The 22,975-nt window shown below is 63.7% G+C and carries 14 protein-coding genes; 13 read left to right on the top strand and 1 reads right to left on the bottom strand.

Annotation, left to right across the window (positions count from 1 at the left end):
* The first annotated feature begins 153 nt into the window (after window positions 1–153).
* The 13 genes from PQR42_RS38885 (at window position 154) to PQR42_RS38825 (ending at window position 20,351) form a co-directional block, all read left to right on the top strand.
* Window positions 154–1,041 carry a LysR family transcriptional regulator gene (locus tag PQR42_RS38885; RefSeq protein ID WP_132383953.1) on the top strand — a complete coding sequence of 296 codons (888 nt, stop codon included), beginning with the start codon at window positions 154–156 and terminating at the stop codon, window positions 1,039–1,041.
* A gap of 332 nt (window positions 1,042–1,373) precedes the next feature.
* Complete coding sequence (gene amaB, locus PQR42_RS38880) at window positions 1,374–2,873, top strand: L-piperidine-6-carboxylate dehydrogenase (protein WP_408205141.1); 1,500 nt, start codon at window positions 1,374–1,376, stop codon at window positions 2,871–2,873.
* Between the two features lie 129 nt (window positions 2,874–3,002).
* Complete coding sequence (locus PQR42_RS38875) at window positions 3,003–4,175, top strand: NAD(P)/FAD-dependent oxidoreductase (RefSeq protein ID WP_408390878.1); 1,173 nt, start codon at window positions 3,003–3,005, stop codon at window positions 4,173–4,175.
* Between the two features lie 122 nt (window positions 4,176–4,297).
* Window positions 4,298–5,494: an aminotransferase-like domain-containing protein gene (locus tag PQR42_RS38870; protein ID WP_408390880.1), complete on the top strand. Its 1,197-nt coding sequence runs from the start codon at window positions 4,298–4,300 to the stop codon at window positions 5,492–5,494.
* 456 nt (window positions 5,495–5,950) lie between these two features.
* On the top strand, window positions 5,951–7,735 hold the full coding sequence (locus PQR42_RS38865; RefSeq protein ID WP_408390882.1) for a DUF2138 domain-containing protein: 1,785 nt from the start codon (window positions 5,951–5,953) through the stop codon (window positions 7,733–7,735).
* A gap of 258 nt (window positions 7,736–7,993) precedes the next feature.
* On the top strand, window positions 7,994–8,692 hold the full coding sequence (locus tag PQR42_RS38860) for a DUF1175 domain-containing protein (RefSeq protein ID WP_408390905.1): 699 nt from the start codon (window positions 7,994–7,996) through the stop codon (window positions 8,690–8,692).
* The gene (locus tag PQR42_RS38855; protein WP_408390884.1) at window positions 8,689–13,506 is read left to right on the top strand and encodes an alpha-2-macroglobulin family protein; all 4,818 of its coding nucleotides are present in this window, start codon (window positions 8,689–8,691) and stop codon (window positions 13,504–13,506) included. Before PQR42_RS38860 ends, PQR42_RS38855 begins: the two co-directional genes overlap by 4 nt.
* A gap of 166 nt (window positions 13,507–13,672) precedes the next feature.
* On the top strand, window positions 13,673–15,301 hold the full coding sequence (locus PQR42_RS38850) for a DUF2300 domain-containing protein (RefSeq protein ID WP_408390907.1): 1,629 nt from the start codon (window positions 13,673–13,675) through the stop codon (window positions 15,299–15,301).
* Window positions 15,298–16,197 (top strand): YfaP family protein, encoded by a 900-nt coding sequence (locus PQR42_RS38845; protein WP_408390887.1) that lies wholly within the window; start codon window positions 15,298–15,300, stop codon window positions 16,195–16,197. The genes PQR42_RS38850 and PQR42_RS38845 overlap by 4 nt, the downstream gene beginning before the upstream one ends.
* Window positions 16,198–16,219: 22 nt before the next feature.
* Window positions 16,220–17,035 (top strand): YfaP family protein, encoded by an 816-nt coding sequence (locus PQR42_RS38840; protein ID WP_408390889.1) that lies wholly within the window; start codon window positions 16,220–16,222, stop codon window positions 17,033–17,035.
* Window positions 17,036–17,343: 308 nt separating this feature from the next.
* The gene (locus PQR42_RS38835; RefSeq protein ID WP_408390891.1) at window positions 17,344–18,450 is read left to right on the top strand and encodes a YjgN family protein; all 1,107 of its coding nucleotides are present in this window, start codon (window positions 17,344–17,346) and stop codon (window positions 18,448–18,450) included.
* 13 nt (window positions 18,451–18,463) lie between these two features.
* Window positions 18,464–19,525, top strand: a complete 1,062-nt coding sequence (locus PQR42_RS38830; protein WP_408390893.1) for a M48 family metallopeptidase — start codon at window positions 18,464–18,466, stop codon at window positions 19,523–19,525.
* Between the two features lie 445 nt (window positions 19,526–19,970).
* Window positions 19,971–20,351 (top strand): hypothetical protein, encoded by a 381-nt coding sequence (locus PQR42_RS38825; RefSeq protein WP_408390895.1) that lies wholly within the window; start codon window positions 19,971–19,973, stop codon window positions 20,349–20,351.
* A 70-nt stretch (window positions 20,352–20,421) separates the two neighbouring features.
* On the opposite strand, the gene rpoD is transcribed toward PQR42_RS38825, so the two are convergent.
* Entirely contained in the window at window positions 20,422–22,419 is a 1,998-nt protein-coding gene (rpoD, locus tag PQR42_RS38820; RefSeq protein WP_408390897.1) for an RNA polymerase sigma factor RpoD, read from the bottom strand.
* Window positions 22,420–22,975 lie beyond the last annotated feature (556 nt).

Genomic DNA, 22,975 nt, shown 5'->3' with positions numbered 1-22,975 from the left:
GTTCAACGCTTACCTGTATCGCGGCGTCTAATGCATGCGGTGACGGGCGAGACCGGCGGCTCTGCCGAAACGGTCTAGCGCTTCCTTCACGCCCGGTTAAGATTGGCCTTTGTCTTGCGAGCGCCCAGCGGCGCTTCAACCCAGGCCTTCATCATGCATTTCGATTTCGTGGATTTGCGCTTGCTCCTCAATATCGCCGACACGCAGAACCTCGCGCGCGCGGCGGAGCGCTCGCATCTGTCGGCGCCGGCGGCAAGCAACCGGGTCAAGAATCTCGAGGAACAACTGGGTTTCAAGCTGCTCTATCGCACCAGCCAGGGCGTGACGCTGACGCCCGCCGGCGAAGCCTTCGTGCATCACGCGCGGCTCGTGCTCGAACGGGTCGAGCATCTGGCCGGCGACATGCAGGAGTACGGTGAAGGCATCAAGGGACACGTGCGCATCTGGGCCAACACCACCGCGATCAGCGAGTTCATGCCGGCCGTGCTGAGTCATTTCTTGCGCGATCATCCGGACGTCAACATCGATCTGCGCGAAGTGCTGAGCGGCGAAATCGTCAAGGGCGTGGCCGATAGCGCGACGGATATCGGCATCGTCGCGGGCAATGTGCATGCGGAGCATCTGGAAATGCTGCCGTATCGCGACGACCGGCTCGTGCTGGTCACGTCACGCGACCATCCGTTGGCTCGTCTGGCGTCGGTCGATTTCGCGCAAGTGCTTACGGCCAATTTCGTGAGCTTGCCGACGTCCAGCGCGATCCACGCGTTCATCACCAGTGCCGCCGATGCGCTCGGCGCGCGTCTGAAACTGCGCATTCAGGTCGGCAATTTCGAAGCCGCTTGCCGGATGATCGAAGCGGGCGTGGGCATCGGCATCGTGCCGGAATCGGTCGCGCTGCGGCACAAGAAGACGATGCAGATCGCCACGGTCGGACTGAACGACCCTTGGGCGGAGCGCAAGCTCAAGATTTGCGTGCGCAGCCTCAAGGACCTGCCGCCGTTCGCGCGTGTGCTGGTCGACAGGCTGATGGCGGGCGTTTGAGGCCGACGCCCGTTCGCGTTCACTCGTGCGCGTTGTCGGCCCGGTTGCGGCAAGGCGCCGCCAGCGCGGCCCGTGCGCACGCGCCGAAGTCAGGGTTCACGTATTTCCAATAAGAAACTAATGGGGCAGCGCTGGCGTGCTGGCGCGGGGTTCGTGCCGGCGCTGGCAGAGCGCGGTGCGTTGCGCTCGACGTGCTAGCCAGTCCGTGCAGAGCAAGCCTTTCCGAGCTTTCCACCAGCCGGCTCCGGGCAAATACCCTTGCCGCCACAAAAACCCGCGTGTATAGTTTCCGAACTTACTCTTGTTTCGCATCGGAAATTAAAGGGATTCTCATGGACGCTTCCACCATCCTCGCCGACCTCGGCATCGCCCACGCGGCGCAAGCCGGCGACATCGCGGTTCACTCGCCCATCACCGGCGACCTCATCGGCCGCGTGGCCAGCAACACGGTGGCGGAAGTCGACACGGCCCTCGCCCAGGCAAAAGAGGCGTACATCGCCTGGCGCAACGTTCCGGCGCCGCGGCGCGGCGAACTGGTGCGTCTGCTCGGCAACCGTCTGCGCGAGAAGAAGCAGGCGCTCGGCAGCATCATCACGCTCGAGACCGGCAAGATTCTTCAGGAAGGCATGGGCGAAGTGCAGGAAATGATCGACATTTGCGATTTCGCGGTCGGTCTGTCGCGCCAGTTGTACGGTTTGACGATCGCCTCGGAGCGTCCGGGCCATCGCATGGCGGAGACGTGGCATCCCATGGGCACCTGCGTCGTGATCTCGGCGTTCAATTTTCCGGCCGCGGTGTGGTCGTGGAATGCGGCGCTCGCGCTGGTCTGCGGCAACGCGGTGATCTGGAAGCCGTCGGAAAAGACGCCCCTCACCGCGCTCGCCGTCAATCAGATTCTCAACGAGGCACTGCAAGAATTCGGCGACGCGCCGGCCGGTCTCACCGCCTTGATCAACGGCGGCCGCGATGTAGGCGCGAAGCTGGTGGCGGATCCGCGCGCGTCGATCGTCAGCGCGACGGGCAGCACGGAAATGGGCCGCACCGTCGGCGTGGAAGTGGCGAAGCGCTTCGGCCGCTCGCTGCTCGAACTCGGCGGCAACAACGCCGGCATCGTCACGCAAACCGCGGATCACGAACTCGCGATGCGCGGCATTCTGTTTTCGGCGGTGGGCACGGCGGGCCAGCGTTGCACGTCGCTGCGCCGGTTGTTCGTGCATGAAAGCGTGTACGACAAAACCATTGAGCGTCTGAAGCAGTTGTACAGCAAGGTGCCGATCGGCAATCCGCTCGAAAAGGGCACGCTGATGGGACCGCTGATCGACAAGCAATCGTATGGCCGCATGCAGGAAGCGCTGCAACAGGCCACGGCCGAAGGCGGCAAGGTGTTCGGCGGCGAGCGCGTCGACGTGAAGGGCTATGAAAACGGCTACTACGTGCGTCCGGCGATTGTCGAAATGCCGTCGCAAACGTCGGTGGTGTTGAAGGAAACCTTCGCGCCGATTCTCTATGTATTGCGCTACGCCGATTTCGCCGATGCGGTCGAGGCAAATAACGCGGCGGTGCACGGTCTGTCGTCCTGTGTGTTCACGACCGATCTGCGCGAAGCGGAACGCTTCCTGTCCGACTCGGGCAGCGACTGCGGCATCGCGAACGTCAACATCGGACCGAGCGGCGCGGAAATCGGCGGCGCGTTCGGCGGCGAGAAGGAAACCGGCGGCGGCCGCGAGTCGGGTTCGGATGCGTGGAAAGCCTATATGCGCCGCGCCACCAACACGGTGAATTACTCGTCGGCGTTGCCGCTCGCGCAGGGTATCGACTTCAATATCGGCTGATACCGTTCGCTTGACCGGTCAAAAAGCAGCGGCGCATTCCTGCGCCGCTGCCGCTTTGCAAAACCTTCTTCAGCAATCCGTTTGCGCCGCCGGCGTTTGCGAGCGGCCAGGCTACTCGTGGAGTGAGACGTGAGTTCCAAAGTCGTGATCGTCGGCGGTGGGGTGATCGGCAGCTCGATTGCGTATTTCTTGCGGCTGTCCGATCCGACAGTCAGCGTCACGGTGATCGAACGCGATCCGACTTATGCGCGCTCGTCGTCGGCGTTGTCGGCGGCGTCGATCCGTCAGCAATTCTCCACACCGCTTTCCATTCAGATGTCGTTGTTCGGCATCGAGTTTCTGCGCTCGATCGGTGAACGGCTCGAGGTCGACGGTGCCAGGCCGTCGATCGATCTGCACGAAGGCGGCTATCTGTTTCTGGCGACGCCCGCCGGCGAGACGACGCTGCGCGAGAACCACGCGCTGCAAACGAGTCTCGGCGCCGACATCAGCCTGCTCGACAACCACGCGTTGCAGGCGCGCTTTCCCTGGCTCAACACGGAAGACCTCGTGGCTGGTGCGTACGGTGAGAGCGGCGAGGGTTGGTTCGACGGTTACGGGCTGGTGCAGGCGTTACGCAAGAAGGCGCAGTCGCTCGGCGCGCGCTACGTCGCCGCCGACGTCACCGCCATCCATCGCGACGGCAAACACGTCACGCAAGTGCAGACCGCGAACGGCGAGACTTACGCTTGCGACGTGGTGGTCAATGCCGCCGGCGCCTGGTCGCGCAAAGTCGCGCAGATGGTCGGCATCGACATCCCGGTGTATGCGCGGCGCCGTAGTATTTTCAATGTCACCTCGCCGGGGCAGCTCGAACGGTGTCCGCTGCTGATCGATCCGAGCGGCGTGTATTTCCGTCCCGAGGGGAAATCGTTTATCTGCGGTACATCGCCGTCAGCGGATAACGACCCCGACGATCTGCCGCTCGACGAAGTCGATCACGCACTCTTCGACGACGTGATCTGGCCGACGCTCGCGCATCGTGTGCCGCAATTCGAAGCGCTGCGTGTTCAGAACTGCTGGTCCGGCTATTACGAATACAACGTGCTCGACCAGAACGCGATCATCGGCTATCACCCGGATGTCGATAACTGCATTTTCGCCAACGGTTTTAGCGGACACGGTTTGCAGCAAGGTCCGGCAACGGGGCGCGGCATCAGCGAACTGATCCTGCATGGCCGTTACACGACCCTCGATCTGAGCTCGTTGAGCTTCACGCGCGTGCTCGAAAACCGGCCCATCGTGGAGAAGAACGTGGTGTAGCCGCGCGCGCCGGGGTGATGCGGAAAACGCAATACGTAGTGCGTAGATATCGTTTGCCGCCCATCCTGACGACGACCACAATCGACGCCGATCTTCCCTCTCGAGACAAGCGGCCCGTCACCATGTTCACGTTCAATCCCGTATTCGAAGCGCCGACCGGTTCACCGATCCGCGAGCTTTTCAAATATCTGGCGCAACCCGGCATGATCTCGTTTGCCGGCGGCTATCCAGCGAGCGATCTGTTCGATCGTGAAGGGCTCGACGCCGCCGCGTCGCGGGCGTCGCAACACACCACGCTCTGCCTGCAATATGGTCCCACCGACGGCCTCCTCGTCCTCAAGGAACAACTCGCGCACCTGATGGCGCGCCGCGGCGTGTCTTGCACGCCGCAGGAATTGCTGGTGACGACCGGCTCGCAGCAAGGCTTCGATCTGCTGCTGCGCGTGATGGTCGCGCCCGGCGACGTCGTGTTGGTCGAGCAGCCCGCTTATCCCGCAACCTTGCAGGCGCTCAAGCTGCAAGAGGCTGACGTCGTCACCATTCCCGTCGATCAGGACGGCCTCGACGTCGACGCGCTCGCCGCGCTGCTCGAAGCTGGCACACTGCGCCGCGCACCGAAACTGTTGTACACGGTGCCCACGTTCGCCAATCCGACCGGTGCGACCTTGTCGCTCGAACGCCGTACGGCGTTGCTGAAACTGGCGGCGCGTCACCGCTTTCTGATCGTCGAAGACGATCCCTACGGCGATCTGCGCTTCAGCGGCACAGCGTTGCCGTCGCTCCTCGCGCTAAGCGAGCAGGTGCCGGGTTCACGCGACTGGGTCGTGCATTTCTCCAGTCTGTCGAAGATCGTCGCGCCAGGTTTGCGTGTCGGCTGGATGCTCGCGCACGCGGAAATCCTGCGACGCTGTGTGGTCGCCAAACAGACCGTCGACCTGTGCAGTTCGCCGTGGACCCAGGCGATCGCCGCGGAGTACCTCGCGAGCGGAGCGCTGGAGCGTCATTTGCCACGCATCGTCGACGCCTACGCCGTGAAATGCCGCACGCTATGCGACGCGCTCGACGCGCAATTGGCGGAACACATTGCGTTTCATCGTCCGGCGGGCGGCATGTTCGTGTGGGCGCGATTGAAGGCCGGTCAGAATGCATCCGATTATCTGCACGCCTGTATCGAGCGCAATGTGATGTTTGTGCCGGGCGTCGCGTTCTATAAAGACAATATCGATTCGTCGGCGCTGCGCTTGTCATTTGCCGCGCCCGGTGTGGCGGATATCGAAACCGGCGTGCAGAGAATGAAACTGGCGCTCGAACATTTTTGACGACGGCTAAGCTGGTACTCGCGTCAAAGTAGTAATCACGATGCTTGAAATAACCCGGCGAGCACACTGCTGCAGCCGGGTTTTTTATGCGCGCGCTAAATTAAGCGGATTTAGCATACAGGCTTCGGACGAGTAATGCCATGCAAGCCGACGGGCACTATGCTCAAAGCGTCGGGGCCATGTACCGCGTGTTCCTGCATATAAGCGCCGCACTGGCTCACACCGGTTTAACGAATCGAATCGCCGCATCCAATCGAGACGTTTCCTAATGCCTTAATCAGGCATGTGTCCGATTTTTGTCAAACGCCTCAAGCAAGTCCGACTGTTAAATAGGAAGTGTCGCTGGTTTTCGGTTAAAAATATCGGTTATCATCGCTGCCTTCGGAGATTGATCCCGCTGGCTTAATCTACCGGGCATCCGCGTTAATACCGTCGCATCGAACCAGAAGAAATCAGATGAAGATGTCGCGCAAAAAGATTGCAATCCTGGTAGTCGGTCTTCTGGTTGTGGCCGGCGTGATCATTCAGGCGGTATGGCGTCCATTTGGGCATCGCAAAGTCGCCGAGAACAGCGAGATCATCCTCGATATTCATCACCCTGACGCGGTGATCGACAGCGAAGCGCTCTCGCGTTTGCCGCGCGACATCCTGCGCGTGCCGCTGTTACACGACGTGTTGACGCAAGACTTCGTCGACTACTACGAATCGAGCAATACGCGGCTGTCCGCCGAAGGCGCGCTGCGGCGTCTCGCGTTCGAACATCAACTCGACTGGCGCGACGAACTGATCCGCCGAGTCTTCGACGAACCCGCGCACGTACTGCTGTGGCGTTCGCCCGACGGCCGTCTCGGCTACTGGGCGATGTCGATGCATCGCAACGGCTTCGCCAAACTGCTGCAAGGCGTGGGCAACGTCGCCACGAGCGACGCGCAACTGAGCCAGGTGGCGAAGCTTTCCGGCGACGTGCCGGTCTATGCATTGAAACTCGCGGTCGGCCGCACGCTGCTGTTCGCCACCAAGGACGACCGCCTGGTGTTGCTGTCCGCACCCGGCGTACTGCTCGACGGGAAGGGCGGCTTGCTGAGCGAGCGGGCCGACGCCGTGTCCGAGATGCTGTCCTCGGGCCGCGACGATGCCGCGCACGCCTATCGGCTCGACGCGTCCGGCGACGCACCGAAGGGCCACCGGCTGGTGGTGTCGGCGAATTACCTGTCGTTTGGTTACCAGGCGTTTTTCTCCGGTATCGACGCGCTGCGCTTCGACTTCTCGCCGAACGGCAATGCTGCTGCGAACTGGCAAACCTCGGCGCTGATCGAGCCAGCCAAGTTGCCGCAGCAGTGGAACGGCGCCGACCTGTGGCGCGCCTTGCCGGCCAATGCGGCGGCGTGCACGAGCTTGCCGGCGGACTGGAAGGAGGCCTCGGGTCTGTTGAGCAAAGTGGCCGACGGCGGCGCGGACAACGCTGCCGCGATCGGCGATCAGCTCACCGGTCCCGCGGCGGTGTGCTGGTATGCGAAGTCCACGCTGGTCGCGCCGGTGTTCGTCGCGCGTGTGAAGCAGCAGGACGCGGCCGGCATCGCCGCATTGAAGACCTCGCTCGGCAAGACTTTCGGCGACGTGATCGGCGCTTATGAAGCGAAGGCCGCCAAAGCCGACGGCACCGATTCGGGCTATCGCCGCTTGCCGGTCACCACGCGCGATCAGGGCGCGGACGTCACCGTGTGGCAGCGGCCGGTCAGCGCGCGTTCGGGCACGGCGGTGACTAGCAAGGCGTCGTTCGCTTCGCAGTTGTCGGCGGAACGCTATTTCCCGGTCACGCTCGCACTCGCGCACGGCTATCTGATTTTTTCGCCGGACGGCCGTCTCGTCGACGACACGCTCGCGGTGCTCGACAAGCGCTATCCGGCGCTTGCCGATACGCTCGGGCCGCAACGTCTGCCGCGCACGATTCTGACGCTCGCGCCTTCGTCGGCCGCCGCGCTGATCGAGCGCGAGGCCGGCGCGGCGTTGCCGGCGGATCAGGAAGCGGTGTTCCGCAACGCGTCGCGCACGCATCTGGTGCCGAAGCTGCACGCGCTCGCTCATTACCCGCCGGTTTCGCTGACGCTGCCGCAGGATCTGCCGGGCTCGACGGGCTGGGTGCCGGTGGAGTGGTGGTTCGACCGCGCGAAGGCCGATGCCGGTGCGAATACCACCGCTGCCGATACGCCCGCGGATCAGCCCGGCACCGAGGGCGACTGAGTGCGCCGCCTTCGCGTACTTAGCGCGGCATTCGCGGCGCACGTGCCTGAGCGCGCGCTGCAACGCGTTGTTATAGCGCGGTCCGCGCATGTCGCGCATGCCGCGCAGGCAACGCACGCCCTGCAGCCCGCGCGTGCCACGCAGGCAACGCACGCCCTGCAGCCCGCGCGTGCCACGCAGGCAACGCATGCCCTGCAGCTCGCGCGTGCTGCGCAGTCCGCGCACGCCACGCAGGCAACGCCCGCCACGCCCGCCACGATCCACTCCTTCACCACATCGCGCCGCACGTGGCTCACACGCGCGGCTGCCGCGTTCGCCATCGCGACCCTCGCACCCTGCGCGCACGCGCTCACCAGCACCGCCGCATCGCCCGACCCCGACGCGCTCTCACCGCAACAATCCGCCGCTTTTCGCGCGTGGTTCGCGCGCATCGTCGACCAGCAGATGCGGCGCGGACCGACGCCGCGCTGGACGCAACGCGATTGCGCGGGCCTCGTGCGCTTCGCGGTCGGCGAGACGCTCAGGCCGCACGACACCAGATGGCTGCGCGCCAACGGCATGACCAGTCTCGCGGATACCAGCAGCATGCCGCCCGAACTGCAACTGTCCGCGTCACAGCGCACGATCGCCAACCGCTGGACTCAGCTCGACGGTTCCACCGGCGCATACGCGTCGGCGATCGCACTGATTCAACGTAATAGCCGTTTTGTTTCGAAGGACGTGAACCAGGCGCTGCCCGGTGATCTGTTGTTCTTCGACCAGGGCGACGACCAGCATCTGATGATCTGGCTGGATCGCTACATCGCTTATCACACAGGCACCGTCACGCCGACCGATACCGGTCTGCGCGCCGTCGCCGTCTCCGACCTGATGCAATGGAAAGATTCCCGCTGGCAGCCGCTCGACGGCAATCCGAATTTCGTTGGCGTGTTTCGTTTGGACTTTTTGACACCATGACCCGAATGATTTCCGTCACACGATCGAGCGGTTGGTCGGGCAATGCGCGCCGTCGCGCGGCATGCACGTTCGCCGCATTGCTCCCGGTCTTGCTTGCCGCCATGACGCTCGCCCTCGCACCGGCCGCTCATGCCGACGACGATGCATCGAGCGCCGCCGCCACGGATGCGAACATCGCCGGAAATCCGACGCTGCAGACGGCGCCGTCGAGCAACTTCAGCTCGCAGAAGGTGGACGGTCAGCCGTTCTTCCTGCTCTCGGACGCGAGCTTCGGCAGCGATCAACTGGCGCAGGTGCGGCTCGAAGCGCCCGGCCGCGATTTCAAGGACGCCCTACAAGCGTATGGCGGCGCGGACATCGTCGTGTATCGCGTGCCGAAGCCGCTGGACTTTCTGAAGGCGCAAAAGAATCTGCATCGGCTGAATGTCGCGCCGAATTATCAGGGCGAAGGGCTCGCGAATACGCTCGCGTATCTCTGGGACCGCTGGTTCACCGAAGCACGGCGCGCATGGCAGCGCGTGTTGTCGTTCGCGACCCGCAGCAAGGCGACCGAAGCGGCGCCGCAATTCAAGCTCGGCGAGCAGACCGGCAAGCAAACGCAATTCGCGCCGAACTCGCAATTCGCGCCGCTCAAAGGCTACGACATGGTCGCGCGTTTCCGCTATCCGATCTGGGACGCGAAAGTGATCGAGCCACCCAAGGGCGTGAATCTCGCGGGCAGCAGCAGTAACTTTATCGAAGCCAGTTCGGGCAACGTGATGATTCCGGTCGGCAAGTTGCCGCCGGGGCTGTATATCGTCGAAGCGGTGATTGGCAACTATCGCGCGCATACGCTGCTGTTTGTGTCGGACACGGTGGCGGTCGTGAAGGCGGCGTCGAGCGGCATGCTGGTGTGGACCACGCGGCGCGATAACGGCAAGCCCGTGGCGAGTACGGAAGTGAATTGGACCGACGGCGTGGGCGTTCTGCAAAGCGGCACGACCGGCAACGACGGCGCGCTGGTGCTGCAACACGTGAGCCCCGAGCGCAGCTATGTGCTCGGCACCGATCCGCAGGGTGGCATGTTCGTCTCCGAGAATTTCTATTACGACAGCGAGATCTACAACACGAAGATCTACGCAGTGACCGATCGGCCGATGTACCGGCCGGGCGATCCGGTACATGTGAAGTTCATCGGCCGCACGTTCCAGAACGCGACGCAATCGTCCGCGCCGGCCGAGGCCGATATCAAGCTCGACGTGCTCGATCCGAACGGCGCGCCGGTGGCGACCAGCAAGGCGCATTTCGCGTCCGATACGGGCGCGGATACCGCGTTCACTCTGCCCGCCGACGCCACCGCCGGCGGTTACACGCTGCGCTTCGACTACAACGGCGATGTCTACGGCAGCGCGTTTCGCGTCGCCGAATATGTGAAGCCGCATTTCGACGTGAACCTCTCGATGGATAAGGCCGACTACGCGACCGGCGAGGCGCTGAAGGGCAAGATCCAGCTGCGCTATCCGGACGGCAAGCCGGTGCGCGACAGCAAGATCTCGGTCACGCTGCGCGCGCAGAAAGTGACGATCGTCGACGGTGAATTGCGTTACGCGGGTCTGTTTCCGGTCAAACTCGAACAACAGGAATTGAAGACGGATAGCGACGGCAACGCGAATCTCACGCTGCCGGCTGCGAAGGAGCCGAGCCGCTACGCGTTGACGCTGTTCGCGCAGGACGGCGCGGCATACAAGGTGCGCGTGACGCGCGAAGTGCTGATCGCGCGCGGCGCGACGCCATATCGTTTGACCACGGCCAAATCGTTCTCGCAACCGAAGGAAGCGGTCAGCTTCGATCTGCAGGCGCTCGGCGCGATCGATCCGGCGTCGCATGCGCCGTCGAAGTGGGAATGGACGCGCCTCGAATCGCAAACGCATGGCGAAGGCGCGTTGAAGGGCACAAGCGTGGGCGGCAAGCTGTCGTTCCCGGTGCAGTTCGACGAACCGGGTTCGTACATGCTGTCGGTCAAGGACGATTTGGGTAACCTGCTCGCCGCCACCAGCCACTGGGTCGCGGGCGATGGCCTGAAGGCGATTCCGGGCAGCGTCGAGATCGTGTTCGATCGCGACAGATACAAAATTGGCGATACCGCTGAAGCGCTGATCACGTTCCCGATGCCGGTCGACGACGCGCTGCTTACACTCGAACGCGACAACGTCGAACGTCGCGCGTTGCTCACGGCGGGCGGCGACTGGCTACAACTGCAGCGCGTGGCGCCGTCGCAATGGAAAGCGCGGATCAAGGTGGGCGAAGACTTCGCGCCGAACATGACGTTCTCGGTGCTGTACGTGCACGCCGGCGAATACGTGTTCCAGAACGCGGGCATCGTGGTCGCGCAGCCGCAGATCGAACTGAACGTAAAGAGCGACAAGCCGGTGTACGGACCGGGCGACACGGTCACGCTGAATTTCGACAGCACGTTGAACGGCAAACCGGAAGCGGCGAATTTGACGGTGAGCGTGGTCGATGAAATGGTCTACGTGTTGCAGCCGGAAATCGCGCCGAATATCGTCGACTTCTTTTATCACCCGCGCCGCAATAACGTGCGGACTTCGTCGAGCCTGTCGTTCATCACGTACGACCTCGCGCGCTCGCCGCTGAAGGGCGCGCCGGGTGGACCGCAACGCGCCAACTACAACGAGCGCGGCGTGAAGGTGCTCGAACGGCCGCGTCGCGACGATCAGGACACGGCCGCGTGGGAAGGCAACCTGAAAACCGACGCGAACGGCCATGCCACCATGACGTTCAAGATGCCGGATTCGCTGGCGCGCTGGCGGATCACGGTGCGCGCTGCAGCGCCGGACGGCATGGTCGGTCAACGCACCGCTTACGTGCGCTCGGACAAGGCGCTGTATCTGAAGTGGAGCGGGCCGTCGCACTTCCGCGTCAACGATCAGCCGGCCATCGACATGATCGCCTTCAATCAGACCGATGCGGATATGGACGCGCAGTGGGTGGTGGACGGCGGCGGGTTGTCGTTGAATCAGAAGGTCACGCTCAAGCGCGGCGCGAACTATCTGCGTCTGCCGAGCGGCGCGCTGAAGGACGGCGTGATTAACGCGACGCTGCGCAGCGCGGGCAAGGACGTCGATCGTCTGCAAACGGCGATTCATCTCGACGCGAGCGGCTGGCTCGATCTGCATCAGAACACGGTGGCGCTCGACGGCTCGAACAAGCCGCTGAATCTGCCGCAAGATGCGCAGGACATCAGCGTGCGTTTCATCGGCAGCGCGCAGAGCCAGTTCATGCGCGTCGCCGACGATCTGATCAACTATCCGTACGGTTGCGCCGAGCAGACTTCGAGCCGGCTGATTCCGCTGGCACTCGCGCACGATGCGATCGGCCACGGCCGTGGCTACGACGATAGCGCGAGTTCGACGCAAGGGCTCGAAGCGCTGCTGCGCAATCAGCGGCAACGTCTGGCGATGCTCGCGGGCGTCGGCGGCACGTTCGGCTGGTGGGGCGATACGACGGGCGGCAGCGCGCTGATCACGGCGTATGCGTATTACGCGGACTGGCTCGCGAGCCGCAGCCTCGGCATCAGCCTGCCCGCCGACAACTGGCAGCACGCCATGGACGTCTATCGCGACGCCGGGGCGAAAGAGCCGCTGTTGCATCGCGCGCTCGCCTTGTGGTTCATGCAGCAGATGGGCCTGCCGGTCGCGACGCCCGTGTCCGGCGTTGCCGCGGACCTGATGAGCGACGCGGCGGCCACGGCCAATGCGCCCGCGCGCAGCGGCACGTACGGCGCGTCGGACAGCATCGTGTTCGCACAAGCCGATTCGCCGCGCGGCAAACAGATGGCGACGCTGCTGATCGCCGGCATGGCGCGCAGCACGAGCGCGCAATTGCCGGACGGCTTCGACGCCGCGGTAAGCGCCGCGCGTACCGCGTTGAGCAACGATCCGGCGCCGTTGGTGCAAAGCCTGCTGGTCATGTCAGGTGGCGACGGCGGCGCGGCGGTCGATGCATCGGCCCTGCTCGCGAAGAGCAGCGCCGATTATCCGACGCTCGATCGTGCGCTGACGCTCTTGTGGTTGCGTAAAGCGTTGGGCGGGGATGTGCCGACCGCGTCGTTGCCGTCGCTGCAAGGCGCGGGCTGGACACGCGCTGCGACGCTGACCGGCACGCCGCTGTACAAGTGGACTGGCGCGACGCAGCCAACCACGCTCGACGCTGGCGCCGCGCTCACCGACGTCAACGCGCTGGTTGCATTCCGCAGTCATACGAGTGAGGACAGCCGTCTGAACATCACCGTCGAGCGGCGTTTCTACAAGCTTGAACCGGTCGAGGTCGCAGTCGATCCGAAGAAAAAGGAAGCCGCCGGCGAGAGCCAGTTGGGCCGCTCCGCATTCACCGCGCGTCTGGTGAAGCAGGGCGATGCGATCGACAGCAATGCGCTGTACGTCGACGAAGTCACGCTCACGCCGCGCTCGGGCAATGCTTACCACTACGGTTTGCTCGACGTGCCGCTGCCGCCGGGCGGCGATGTCGAGGCGACGAGCTGGGGCGTGTCGATCGACGGTCTGCCGGGCGCGAAAGACGGCGCCAGCGGCCCGCAGCCGTTCCAGCGCGTTGCCTCGTACGAGATGGGTGAGCTGGCTTATCACCAGCCTGTGCCTTTGCTCGACCGGCCGGTCACGCTGCGGCAACTGGTGCGCTTCGCGTTGCCGGGCACGTTCGCGCTGCCGCCCGCGCGCTACTTCCGCATGTATCAGCCGGACGCGAAGGCGTTCGAAGGCGGCAAGAGCGATCGCGTGACGACGTTGCGCATCCAGTAAGCGAGGCGAGACAGTCATGTTCCGCGCGCTTCGGCCTTTACGCGATCGTCTGGCAGCCAGGCTGCGGATCGCGTTTGTCGTGGGCATGGTGTGTGGTTTCAACGGCGCGGTTGCATATGCGGCGGCTTCGTCTCCGGCCGCGTCTGCGACAGCATCCTCATCGCAAATGCTGCGCTTTGCCTGGTTGCGCGACGGCCAAAGCCAGCTTTGGCAAGTCGACGGCAGCGGCGCCGCAGTCGGCTTCTCAGCGCAGGGCGCGGGTGTCTTGCCCGCGACGCTGGAGACGCCGCTCGGCAGCGTGTGGAAACTGTTCGTCTACGGCTATCTGGTGGACCGCAACGTCGCCACGCCGGACTACGCCTGCAACGGCGGCGATCCGGAAGAAGTGTATTGCTGCATGACAGGCGGTCACATCGACCGTGAACATGCGCTGGTGCAGTCATGCGGACTCTTCTTCGAACCCGCGCGCCTGCAGCTCGATTCCGCCGACTGGCGCAAGTATTGGACAGCCGCTCATGCGCCCGCCTGGCTGCGCGATCTGCACGCCATGACGCCGGCGCGCCGCGTACCGGTGGCCGAACTGCTCGCCGCCTTGCAGGCGATGCCCGCCCGGCCGCGCGAAGCGGCGGCGAGCACGCTGGTGTCGGTGCTGACCAGCGGACGCGGTGAAGGCACGGTGTCGCTATACGGCAGCGTGCTACGCGCCAAGACCTGGACGATGCCGGATCCAGCGCGGCCGGGCGCCTCGATTGGCGGCGCGGCCGGCTGGCTCGCCGACGGCACGCCGGTGTGGCTGGGCGGTTCGGGCGGCAGTGCGCGCGTGCTGAAAGACGCCGCGCCGCGCATCGCGCCGCTGCTCTCGCAAGTCACCGTGCCGGACGACGGCGCTTGTGTGCTGGTCGATTTCTTCAGCCGCTATCCGATTCGCGAAGTGCTTGGCGATAAGGGACCGGTCGCGGCGTTCGAGGGGCCGTTGCGCGGCGATGTCCGGGTCGGCTTCGTCAATGGCAATTGGGCGCGTGTGACGAGCCGCGGCGAATTGCGGCTCGATCGCGATGCGGCCGGCGCGCCGCAAGTGGTCGGCCGTTTCGGCATGAACGACTACGTGGCGCGCGTGGTCGAGCGCGAAGGCGACACGAGCCAGCCGGAAGCGGCGAAGGCGCTGGCGGTCGCGGCGCGCACTTACGTCGTGCAGCACGGCAACCACGATCACGGCTGTTTCCGTATCGACGACAGCAGCAGCACGCAGCGCGTCCTGCCACGCGCGCCGACGGCCGCCGCGCGCCGTGCCGCCGATCTGACCGACGCGCTCGTGCTGACCGGCGTGCCCGTTCAGTATCACCACGACAAGGCCGCGCCGGGACAGATGAGCTGGCTGGCGGCGAAGGCCTCCGCGCAAACCGGCCTGACGTTCGACGCGATTCTCGCGCGCACCTGGCCGCAAGCGACGCTGACTTCGTTCCAGAGTCCGCTATCGGGCGACTGCATTGAGGTGGCCGGCGCGCAGGCATGGTTGCAGCGTAACGCGCCGTTGTGGGCGCGGCGCATGGACGGCGCGGAGGGCTACGAAACGCCCGATCTGCCCGCGGTGTGTGCCGTGCGTGAAGGCCGGCCGTATGCGGATGCGCAGCGCAATCGCGTGTACGTGTATCGCCTGCAGACCGAAGAGGACCGTATCGCGTTGGCGCATGAATACATTCACCTCGCGTTCCAGCATCATCCGCGTGGGCTCGATGAGACATTCGTCGAGCGCACCGCGCGCACGCTGATTCGTACCGACAATCCGATCCAATGAATACCGTCTCGCGCTCGCCGTTGTCTTTGTTGCGCTGGCCATCGCTGCGGCGTGCTCTTCGCGTTCGCGCAGTCGTGACGCTGGCCGCAGCCGCAGCCGTGGCTACGCTCGCACTCTGCACGATCGCGCCGAACGCCCAAGCCGCGACTGACGCCGACGGCGCGATCGCTAATCTCACCGGCGCGTTCGGCGGCTGGCGTCACAGCGGACTGACCAACGAAGGCGAACATTTCGTCGCGGCGTATCCACGGCCGCCGGTCGATCGTGGCGCGCAGCGCTATCGCACGCTGATCGAAGGACGTCTGAAACACATCGACAAACACGCGCGCAAGCCGCCGACGCTAGTCGTCAACGGCAACCCCACGCCGCTTTATACCGACGACGAAGGCGCGTTCGCGCGGCCCTGGGCGTTCGGCGCGGGTTCAAACAGCATCGAGCTGATTTCCGCCGATGGCAAACAACACCAGCGCATGCAGTTCTACGAGGCCGACCGCAGCAAGCCGCAGGCGAGGCTACGTGCGATGGTCACGTGGGATGATCCGCACGCGCAGGTCGATCTGCATGTGATCACGCCGGGCGGCTTGCATGCGTTCTTCGCCAACCCGACACTCGAAGACGGCAGTGGTTTCGACGTCGATTCGGTGGACGGCGCGGGGCCGGGGATTTTTTCGTCGGCGGCGCCCGAGCATGGCACGTGGCTGTTCTTTCTGAATTACTGGGGCAACTTCGATTCGACCGGCTACAACTTCGACGCCGCCGCGCACGATCGCGACGTGATCACGGCGACGTTGACGCTGGTGTTCAACGAAAACACGCCGAACGAACGGCGTGAAACGATGGTCGTGCCGCTGCGCAAGATCGGCGACCTGATGCTCGTGAAAAGCGAGCGACTCTGACAGCGGGATGGGAGCAGTGACGATGAAGGTCGAGACGACGGGTTGGATGAAGGCGAGCCGCGGTCGGCTCGCAGGTGCATGTTTAGCCTGCTTGGCCTGCTCGCTGGCGGCGCCGGCGGCGCACGCGAGCGACATCGACTTCGCCGCGCCGTTGAACGGCTGGCGCAACACGAGCGGCGATAGCGAGCGCTATACGCAGGACGTGCATTACCCGGCGGTGGCGGTGTCGACGCCGGAAGGGCAGTCCAGATTCGCGCTGATCGAAGGGCAGATCCGCAACGCGCCGAAGAAGAAGGGGACCTCGGTGGGCACGCTGGTGGTCGACGGCACGCCGCTGCCGCAGCGCGTGGAAGAGGACGGCAAATTCTCGCGTCCGTATGCGTTTCCCGCAGGCAGTAACGGCGTCGAACTGCGTGCGTCGGATGGCAGCCGCAAGCGCGTGCAGTTCTACGACGCCTACAGCGGCAAGACCCAACCGAAGCTGCGCGTGCTGCTCGCGTGGGATACCGACGGCACCGATCTCGATCTGCACGTCGTCTCGCCCGACGGCGCGCACACCTGGTACGGCGAGCGCGTCGCGCCGAACGGCGGCGCGCTCGACGTCGACGTGACGACCGGCTATGGGCCGGAGATTTACTCGTCCGCGGCGCCGTTGAAGGGCACGTATCTGGTTTATGTGAATTACTACGGCAGCGGCAATAGCGGCGCCGATATGACCGTCGCGCAAGTGACCATCATCACGAACGAGAATACGCCGAACGAAAAGAGCGAAACGATTCGCGTGCCCATGCGCAAGGCCGGTGAGTTGACGCTCGTGAAAACGTTTGTATTGCCGTAAAAACTGCGGAAGCGAGCGGCTTCTGATTTTTCTGGTCGCGATGATGCGAAATGGTTTAATTTGTTGATAAACCTTCACTTAATAAAGGCGAGATTTCGTTAAGTAGGAAGCGTGTTTATAAATCAACGAAAGCGTGTAATGATCGTACTCGTCGGCTTGCTTTGTTTCGTCAGCCGGTTTTCAAATGCTTGCGCGACGTGAGTCAGTTTTGCGCGGCGCGGCGTGGCGCGGTCGCCAGCCCGCAACGCCTACACCAACGCCAACGCGGGCCATAAAAACGTCAGTTCGTGAAATGGGGCAGAAGAAAAATGAATTCACTCGACCAGAAGCAGCCGCTCTTGACCTATGACGGCAAGATTGGGGAGTTGTACGGGATCTTCATCAAAAATTTGCTGCTGCAGATCATCACGCTAGGTATTTATCGATTTTGGGCGACCACCAATACTCGCCGATATATCTGGTCGCGCATGCGTTTTCAAGGTGAGCGATTTGAATACACCGGCACCGGCGGGGAATTGTTCAAAGGGTTTTTGCTGGCGATCGCGATTATGATCGGCGCAATTGTCGGCGCGGGTATTCTCAGCGTGGTTCTGCGCGCCGTTACGGGAAGTGCGTTGTTAGGAGCGGTGCCGCTTCTGGCGCTCTACATCGTGATCGCGGTGGTCGCGGCGGGCGCCTATTTCAGCGCGCAGCGTTATCGCCTGAGCCGCACGCAGTGGTGCGGGATTCGCGGCGGCATGACCGGCTCGTCCTTCGTCTATGGCGTGTATGTGCTGCTGTATGGCCTGCTGTGCATCGTCACGCTCGGTCAGATGGCGCCGTGGGTGTCGATGCGCCTCGCGGAACGCCGCATCAACGCAAGCAGTTTCGGCAGCTTGCCGTTTCATTTCGAAGGCCGCGCTCGCGCGTTATATCTCGCTTTCGTCGGGACGTTTGTGGGCGTGGTCGCGCTGCTGGTCGTGCTCGGGGCGATTTTCCTCAAAAGCTTCATGGCTTTGCTGCCTATCGGCCACGCTCCGCTGAAGGGCAACGATCCCGCCGCGCTCGCCGCTGTCGGCTCGGTGTTTCTGTTTTACGTGCTGTTCATCGTCGGCGCGTTGCTGATTCAGTGCTTCTACCTGGCGCTGGTCACGCGCCATGTCATGGGCAATACGACGTTGGGCTCGCAACTGCGCTTCGGCAGTAGCATCACGGCGGGGCGTCTGCTCGGCATGATCCTCGGCAACCTGGCCATCGTCGTGTTCACGCTGGGTTTGGGTTTACCGATCGTGCTACATCGTGTGATGCGACTCGCGGCGGATACGCTGCAGGTATCCGGTCAACTCGATCCGCAGACACTGGCTCAAAGCGATCAGGCGCCGCCGCGTACCGGCGAGGGCATGCTGAACCTGCTCGATCACGGCGGCGCGTTCTGATTCTGAGGCGGTGTTGACCCTCGCTGATTCAGAGGACGCGCGCTCGACGGGCACGCGCTATTACGACGGCCGCAGTGCCGCGGCTCATGCCGCGACGCTGCGCTGGAGCGACACGTTTCTCTTCATCGACGGCGTAGCGGGTGAACTGGCGGTGTGGCCGCGCGCGCGGCTGATCGTCGGCGAACCCGATCCGGAAGGACGAGTCGCGTTGTCGTGCAAAGGCGAACCGGGTCGCGTGTCGACTGACGCCGCCGCGTTGCCGGCGCAGATCGTGCCACGGCGCATGAAGCGGCGGCACTATCTCGGCTGGACGGCGGTCGGCGTGGTGGCGCTAGTGCTCGCGTTCGTGCTCGTCGTGCGACTGCCCACGGTGGGTGCGGCGCTGGTGCCGCGCAGCGCGGAAAACCAGCTCGGCGAGATGGTGGAATCGGTCGTCGTCGGCAAGCACAACGTGTGTCGCGGCGAAGAGGGACAGCGCGCGCTCGAGCAACTCGAAGCGCGGCTCGCTCACGCGGCGGGTATTGCGCAGCCGGTCCAACTGGAGGTGATCGACCGCAAGATGGTCAATGCGCTGACGCTGCCTGGCGCGCGCATGGTGATCATGCGCGGTCTGATCGAGAAGGTCGGCAATGCCGATCAACTGGCCGGTGTCATGGCGCACGAGACGGGGCATATCGCGCGGCGTGATCCGATGGTCGCGTTGTTTCGCGGCGCCGGCATCGGTGTGATTAGTGCGACGCTCGGCATCAATCTCGGTTTTGCCGACGTCTCGTCGCTGGCTGGGCGGCTCGTGGGTTTGTCGTATAGCCGCGATATGGAGCGCCTCGCCGATGCGAACGGCGTCGCCTATCTGCAAGCAAGCGGCTTGCGCAGCGACGGGCTCGCCGGGTTTTTTGCGCTGACTGACGCACGCAACGACAAGCGCAATGGCAGTGCCGGCGCTGCGGTGGAATTCCTCTCGGATCATCCGCGGACGAGCGATCGGCAAAAGCAAAGCCAAGGGTCCCCGCTCGGTGAGAGCGCGCTGACGCCGCGCGAATGGGCCGCTGTTCGCGCGATGTGCGGCAAGCCGTGAGGCACGCGCCTCATTGAGAGCGCAGCGGTGAAAGCCAATGCGTTCAAGGAGTTGGATGAGTCATGCGCAGGTTGTCCACAGGCTTGCGAACAGTTTCTGTGGACAAATGCTGTGGACAAATTCGACCGCGAGCACGCCTTCAGCGAGAAGGCGGCTCGTGAGGCTCGCTGCCGGCCGTCTGACGGTCAAAGGTCAGAGTCCAATCCCCGCTCTTCCACTACGTCACGCGTGATCGCCCGGCGGCGCGAGGACGCAGCGATCCAAAGGAAAGCGCTTACCCTTTCTTACCTGTGCTCAAGTTTCGGCGCACTGGGGTCGATAGGTGTTGTAACCGGCCGTGCGCCGTCGACATGCCGTTCACGGCGCAGCTGCATGAGCGTACTTCGAGTTGCCGCTAGCGGACGGCGGCCGGCGCATCGAATAAGCGAAACCAACGGAGGTTACTATGCAAATCGACAGTGCGTTGTCGTCGACACTGCCGGGACCGGATCGCGCGGCGACGAAAAGCCCGTCCGCGGCGGACGACGCCGTCATGCAGACATCGACGGTGGATGCACCCACGCAGGACGACGCCGTCCGTATCTCCGCGGACGGCGCGGCGACGGCGGCTCAAGATGGCAAGACGGGTCAGGGTGAAGCGCTGAACGATTCCGCGGACGAGGGCGCACCGGCATCCGGCGTCTCAGCGGTCAAATCGTTTGCGTACGGCACGCTCGGGCTCGAGCGTCCGGATCAGCCTCAGGAAGCGCACAACGCGTTCTATACGGCGGGGCGGTGGCTGGCAGCGGGAATCACGATCGGCGGGATCATTTCGCTGCTTGCTTGAGAGAGGGACAAAAAAAAGCGCTTGCCGTGCGTGACGCACGACAAGCGCTATTGCTGACTTAGCGACTGGCTTAGCGGTCGAGGAACGACTTCAGGCGGTCGGCGCGGCTCGGGTGCATCAGCTTGCGCATGGCCTTGCTCTCGATCTGACGAATCCGCTCACGCGTGACGTCGAATTGCTTGCCGACTTCTTCGAGCGTGTGGTCCGACTTCGTGTTGATGCCGTAGCGCATACGCAGCACCTTGGCTTCACGCGGCGACAGCGAGTCGAGTGCGTCGTCGATGGCGGCGCGCAAGTCGGCTTGCATCGCTGCGTCGGCCGGCGAGGACGCTGCCGAGTCTTCGATCATGTCGCCGAGCGTGGCGTCGCCGTCGTCACCGACCGGCGTTTCCATCGACACCGGTTGCTTCGCGATCTTCAGAATGCCGCGCACCTTCTCTTCCGAGAGTTCCATGCGTTCTGCCAGCACGGACGGATGCGCTTCCTGACCGGTCTGCTGCAGGATTTCGCGCGAAATGCGGTTCAGCTTGTTGATCGTTTCGATCATGTGCACCGGCACGCGGATCGTGCGAGCCTGGTCGGCGAGCGAGCGCGTCACGGCCTGACGAACCCACCACGTTGCGTACGTGGAAAACTTCCAGCCGCGACGGTATTCGAACTTGTCCACGGCCTTCATCAAGCCGATGTTGCCTTCCTGGATCAGGTCGAGGAACAGCATGCCGCGGTTCACGTACTTCTTCGCGATCGAGATCACGAGACGCAGGTTCGCCTCGATCATCTCGCTCTTCGCCTTGCGCATCTTCGATTCGGCCGCGACCATCTGGCGGTTGATCTCTTTCAGATGCTTCAACGGCAGCGAAACCGTCGCTTCAATTTCGATCAACTTTTGCTGTTCGGACTGAATCGCCGGCAGATGGCGCTCCAGCGCCGCGCCGTACGACGACGCCGAGCGCGCGGCGCGTTCCGTCCAGCCGAGGTCGGCCTCATGACCGGCAAACGACTCGATGAACTTCTCGCGCGGCATGCCGCTCTTCGATACGACGATTTGCAGAATGTTGCGTTCGATCGCGCGAACTTGTGCAACCTGTTGCTGCACGTCGCCGCACAGGCGGTCGATCGTGCGTGCCGTGAAGCGGATCTTCGCAAGGTGCTGCTGGATCTCTTCGCGCGCGCGCTGGTACGCTTTCGAGGTGACGTCGCCGCGCGTGTGCGACGCGTTCATCTGGTCGGACAGCATGCCGACCTGGGCGAAGATTTCCAGGCAGTCGCTCGTGAGTTGCTTCAGGCGTGCTTCGTCCGCTGCCGAGGAGTCGGCCGGGCCGACGTCGTCGTCGCTGTCTTCTTCGTCGTCGCCGTCCGTGTCGGCGTCGACATCGGCGGATGCGTCCGCGCTTGCGCTGTCTTCTTCGGCGGCGAGCGTGTCTTCATTCAGACCGTCGACCAGTTCGTCGATGCGCAGTTCGCCGTCGGCGACCTGCTGGGCGCTCGCCAGAATGGCCGAGATCGCGAGCGGGCAAGCGGCAATCGCCTGCACCATTTCGTGAAGGCCGTCTTCGATGCGCTTCGCAATCGCGATTTCGCCGGCGCGCGTCAGCAGTTCGGTCGCGCCCATCTCACGCATGTACATGCGCACCGGGTCGGTCGTGCGGCCGAATTCGGAATCGACGGTCGACAGGGCGACTTCGGTTTCCTCGTCCGCCTGATCGTCCGACACCACGGCGGGGGCGTTCGAGTTCAGCAGCAGCGTTTCCGCGTCCGGGGCCTGTTCGTAGACCTGCACACCCATGTCGTTGAACGCGCTGACAATGCTGTCGATCGCGGCCGTTTGCGCGAAGTTGTCGGGCAGATGGTCGTTGATCTGCGCGTGGGTCAGGTAGCCTTGCTCCTTACCCAGCTGGATCAGCGCACGCATCTGGCGCTGACGTTCTTCGGCTTGCTGCGGCGGCAGCTCGGCCGCCACGGGGATCGCTTTACCGGCGCCCTTGCCCTTGGCCGTACGGCCCGAGGGCGCTTTGGCGGTGTAGGTGGCGGTTTCGTGTTGCGAATCTTCGCGATCAAAAGGGTTCACGTATTCTCCTCTAGAGGCTTCGCTATGAGACGCAAGACGCGACCGTCAGGCGTTTCGAGCATGGCTCAACATCACCTGAGTGACTCAACGCGGTTGTTTGGCTGTGCTCTGGGGAGCAAAAAAGATGAGCCCGCTCGAAGCGGGCCGATAGAAATGTGCGAAATTCGCGCGGCTCGCATTATATCCGAGCTTGGGCCTTTGCGCTCATCCTGTGCACATCATTTCATCATGCGCGTTTGTCGCAGGTTCGTCCTTGGGCCGCTGGTCGGGCGTAGAGCGGTCGCCGGGTCGATGCATCTAGGTGCGTGCACATTCGCTTATTTCAAGCTTCTCACTATAGATGAGTTCGGTCGTCCTGACACGACAGGGTCGCGTTTGCACCACTCTCCCTATATATAGGGGACGCCTGTTTCTGGCGTCGATCGGCGCTTGGTCAAAAGAAAATTCACAAAAGGGGGTTGACGACGTGTCAGTCGTTCTCCATAATCTCGTTTCTCTGCTGCTGATGCAGCGACGCAGAACGAAGCGGTGCCGGGTGGTTGTGAGGTTGACGACA

Source organism: Paraburkholderia sediminicola (assembly GCF_046027355.1).
GTDB lineage: Bacteria > Pseudomonadota > Gammaproteobacteria > Burkholderiales > Burkholderiaceae > Paraburkholderia > Paraburkholderia sediminicola_B.
This window is presented reverse-complemented; position numbering and strand designations above follow the sequence as displayed.

Excerpts from the sequence above, each read along its gene's own strand:
- PQR42_RS38885 (WP_132383953.1), top strand. The coding sequence starts at position 154 with ATGCATTTCGATTTCGTGGATTTGCGCTTGCTCCTCAATATCGCCGAC.
- amaB (WP_408205141.1), top strand. The coding sequence starts at position 1,374 with ATGGACGCTTCCACCATCCTCGCCGACCTCGGCATCGCCCACGCGGCG.
- PQR42_RS38870 (WP_408390880.1), top strand. The coding sequence starts at position 4,298 with ATGTTCACGTTCAATCCCGTATTCGAAGCGCCGACCGGTTCACCGATC.
- PQR42_RS38865 (WP_408390882.1), top strand. The coding sequence starts at position 5,951 with ATGAAGATGTCGCGCAAAAAGATTGCAATCCTGGTAGTCGGTCTTCTG.
- PQR42_RS38855 (WP_408390884.1), top strand. The coding sequence starts at position 8,689 with ATGACCCGAATGATTTCCGTCACACGATCGAGCGGTTGGTCGGGCAAT.
- PQR42_RS38850 (WP_408390907.1), top strand. The coding sequence starts at position 13,673 with ATGCTGCGCTTTGCCTGGTTGCGCGACGGCCAAAGCCAGCTTTGGCAA.
- PQR42_RS38845 (WP_408390887.1), top strand. The coding sequence starts at position 15,298 with ATGAATACCGTCTCGCGCTCGCCGTTGTCTTTGTTGCGCTGGCCATCG.
- PQR42_RS38840 (WP_408390889.1), top strand. The coding sequence starts at position 16,220 with ATGAAGGTCGAGACGACGGGTTGGATGAAGGCGAGCCGCGGTCGGCTC.
- PQR42_RS38835 (WP_408390891.1), top strand. The coding sequence starts at position 17,344 with ATGAATTCACTCGACCAGAAGCAGCCGCTCTTGACCTATGACGGCAAG.
- PQR42_RS38825 (WP_408390895.1), top strand. The coding sequence starts at position 19,971 with ATGCAAATCGACAGTGCGTTGTCGTCGACACTGCCGGGACCGGATCGC.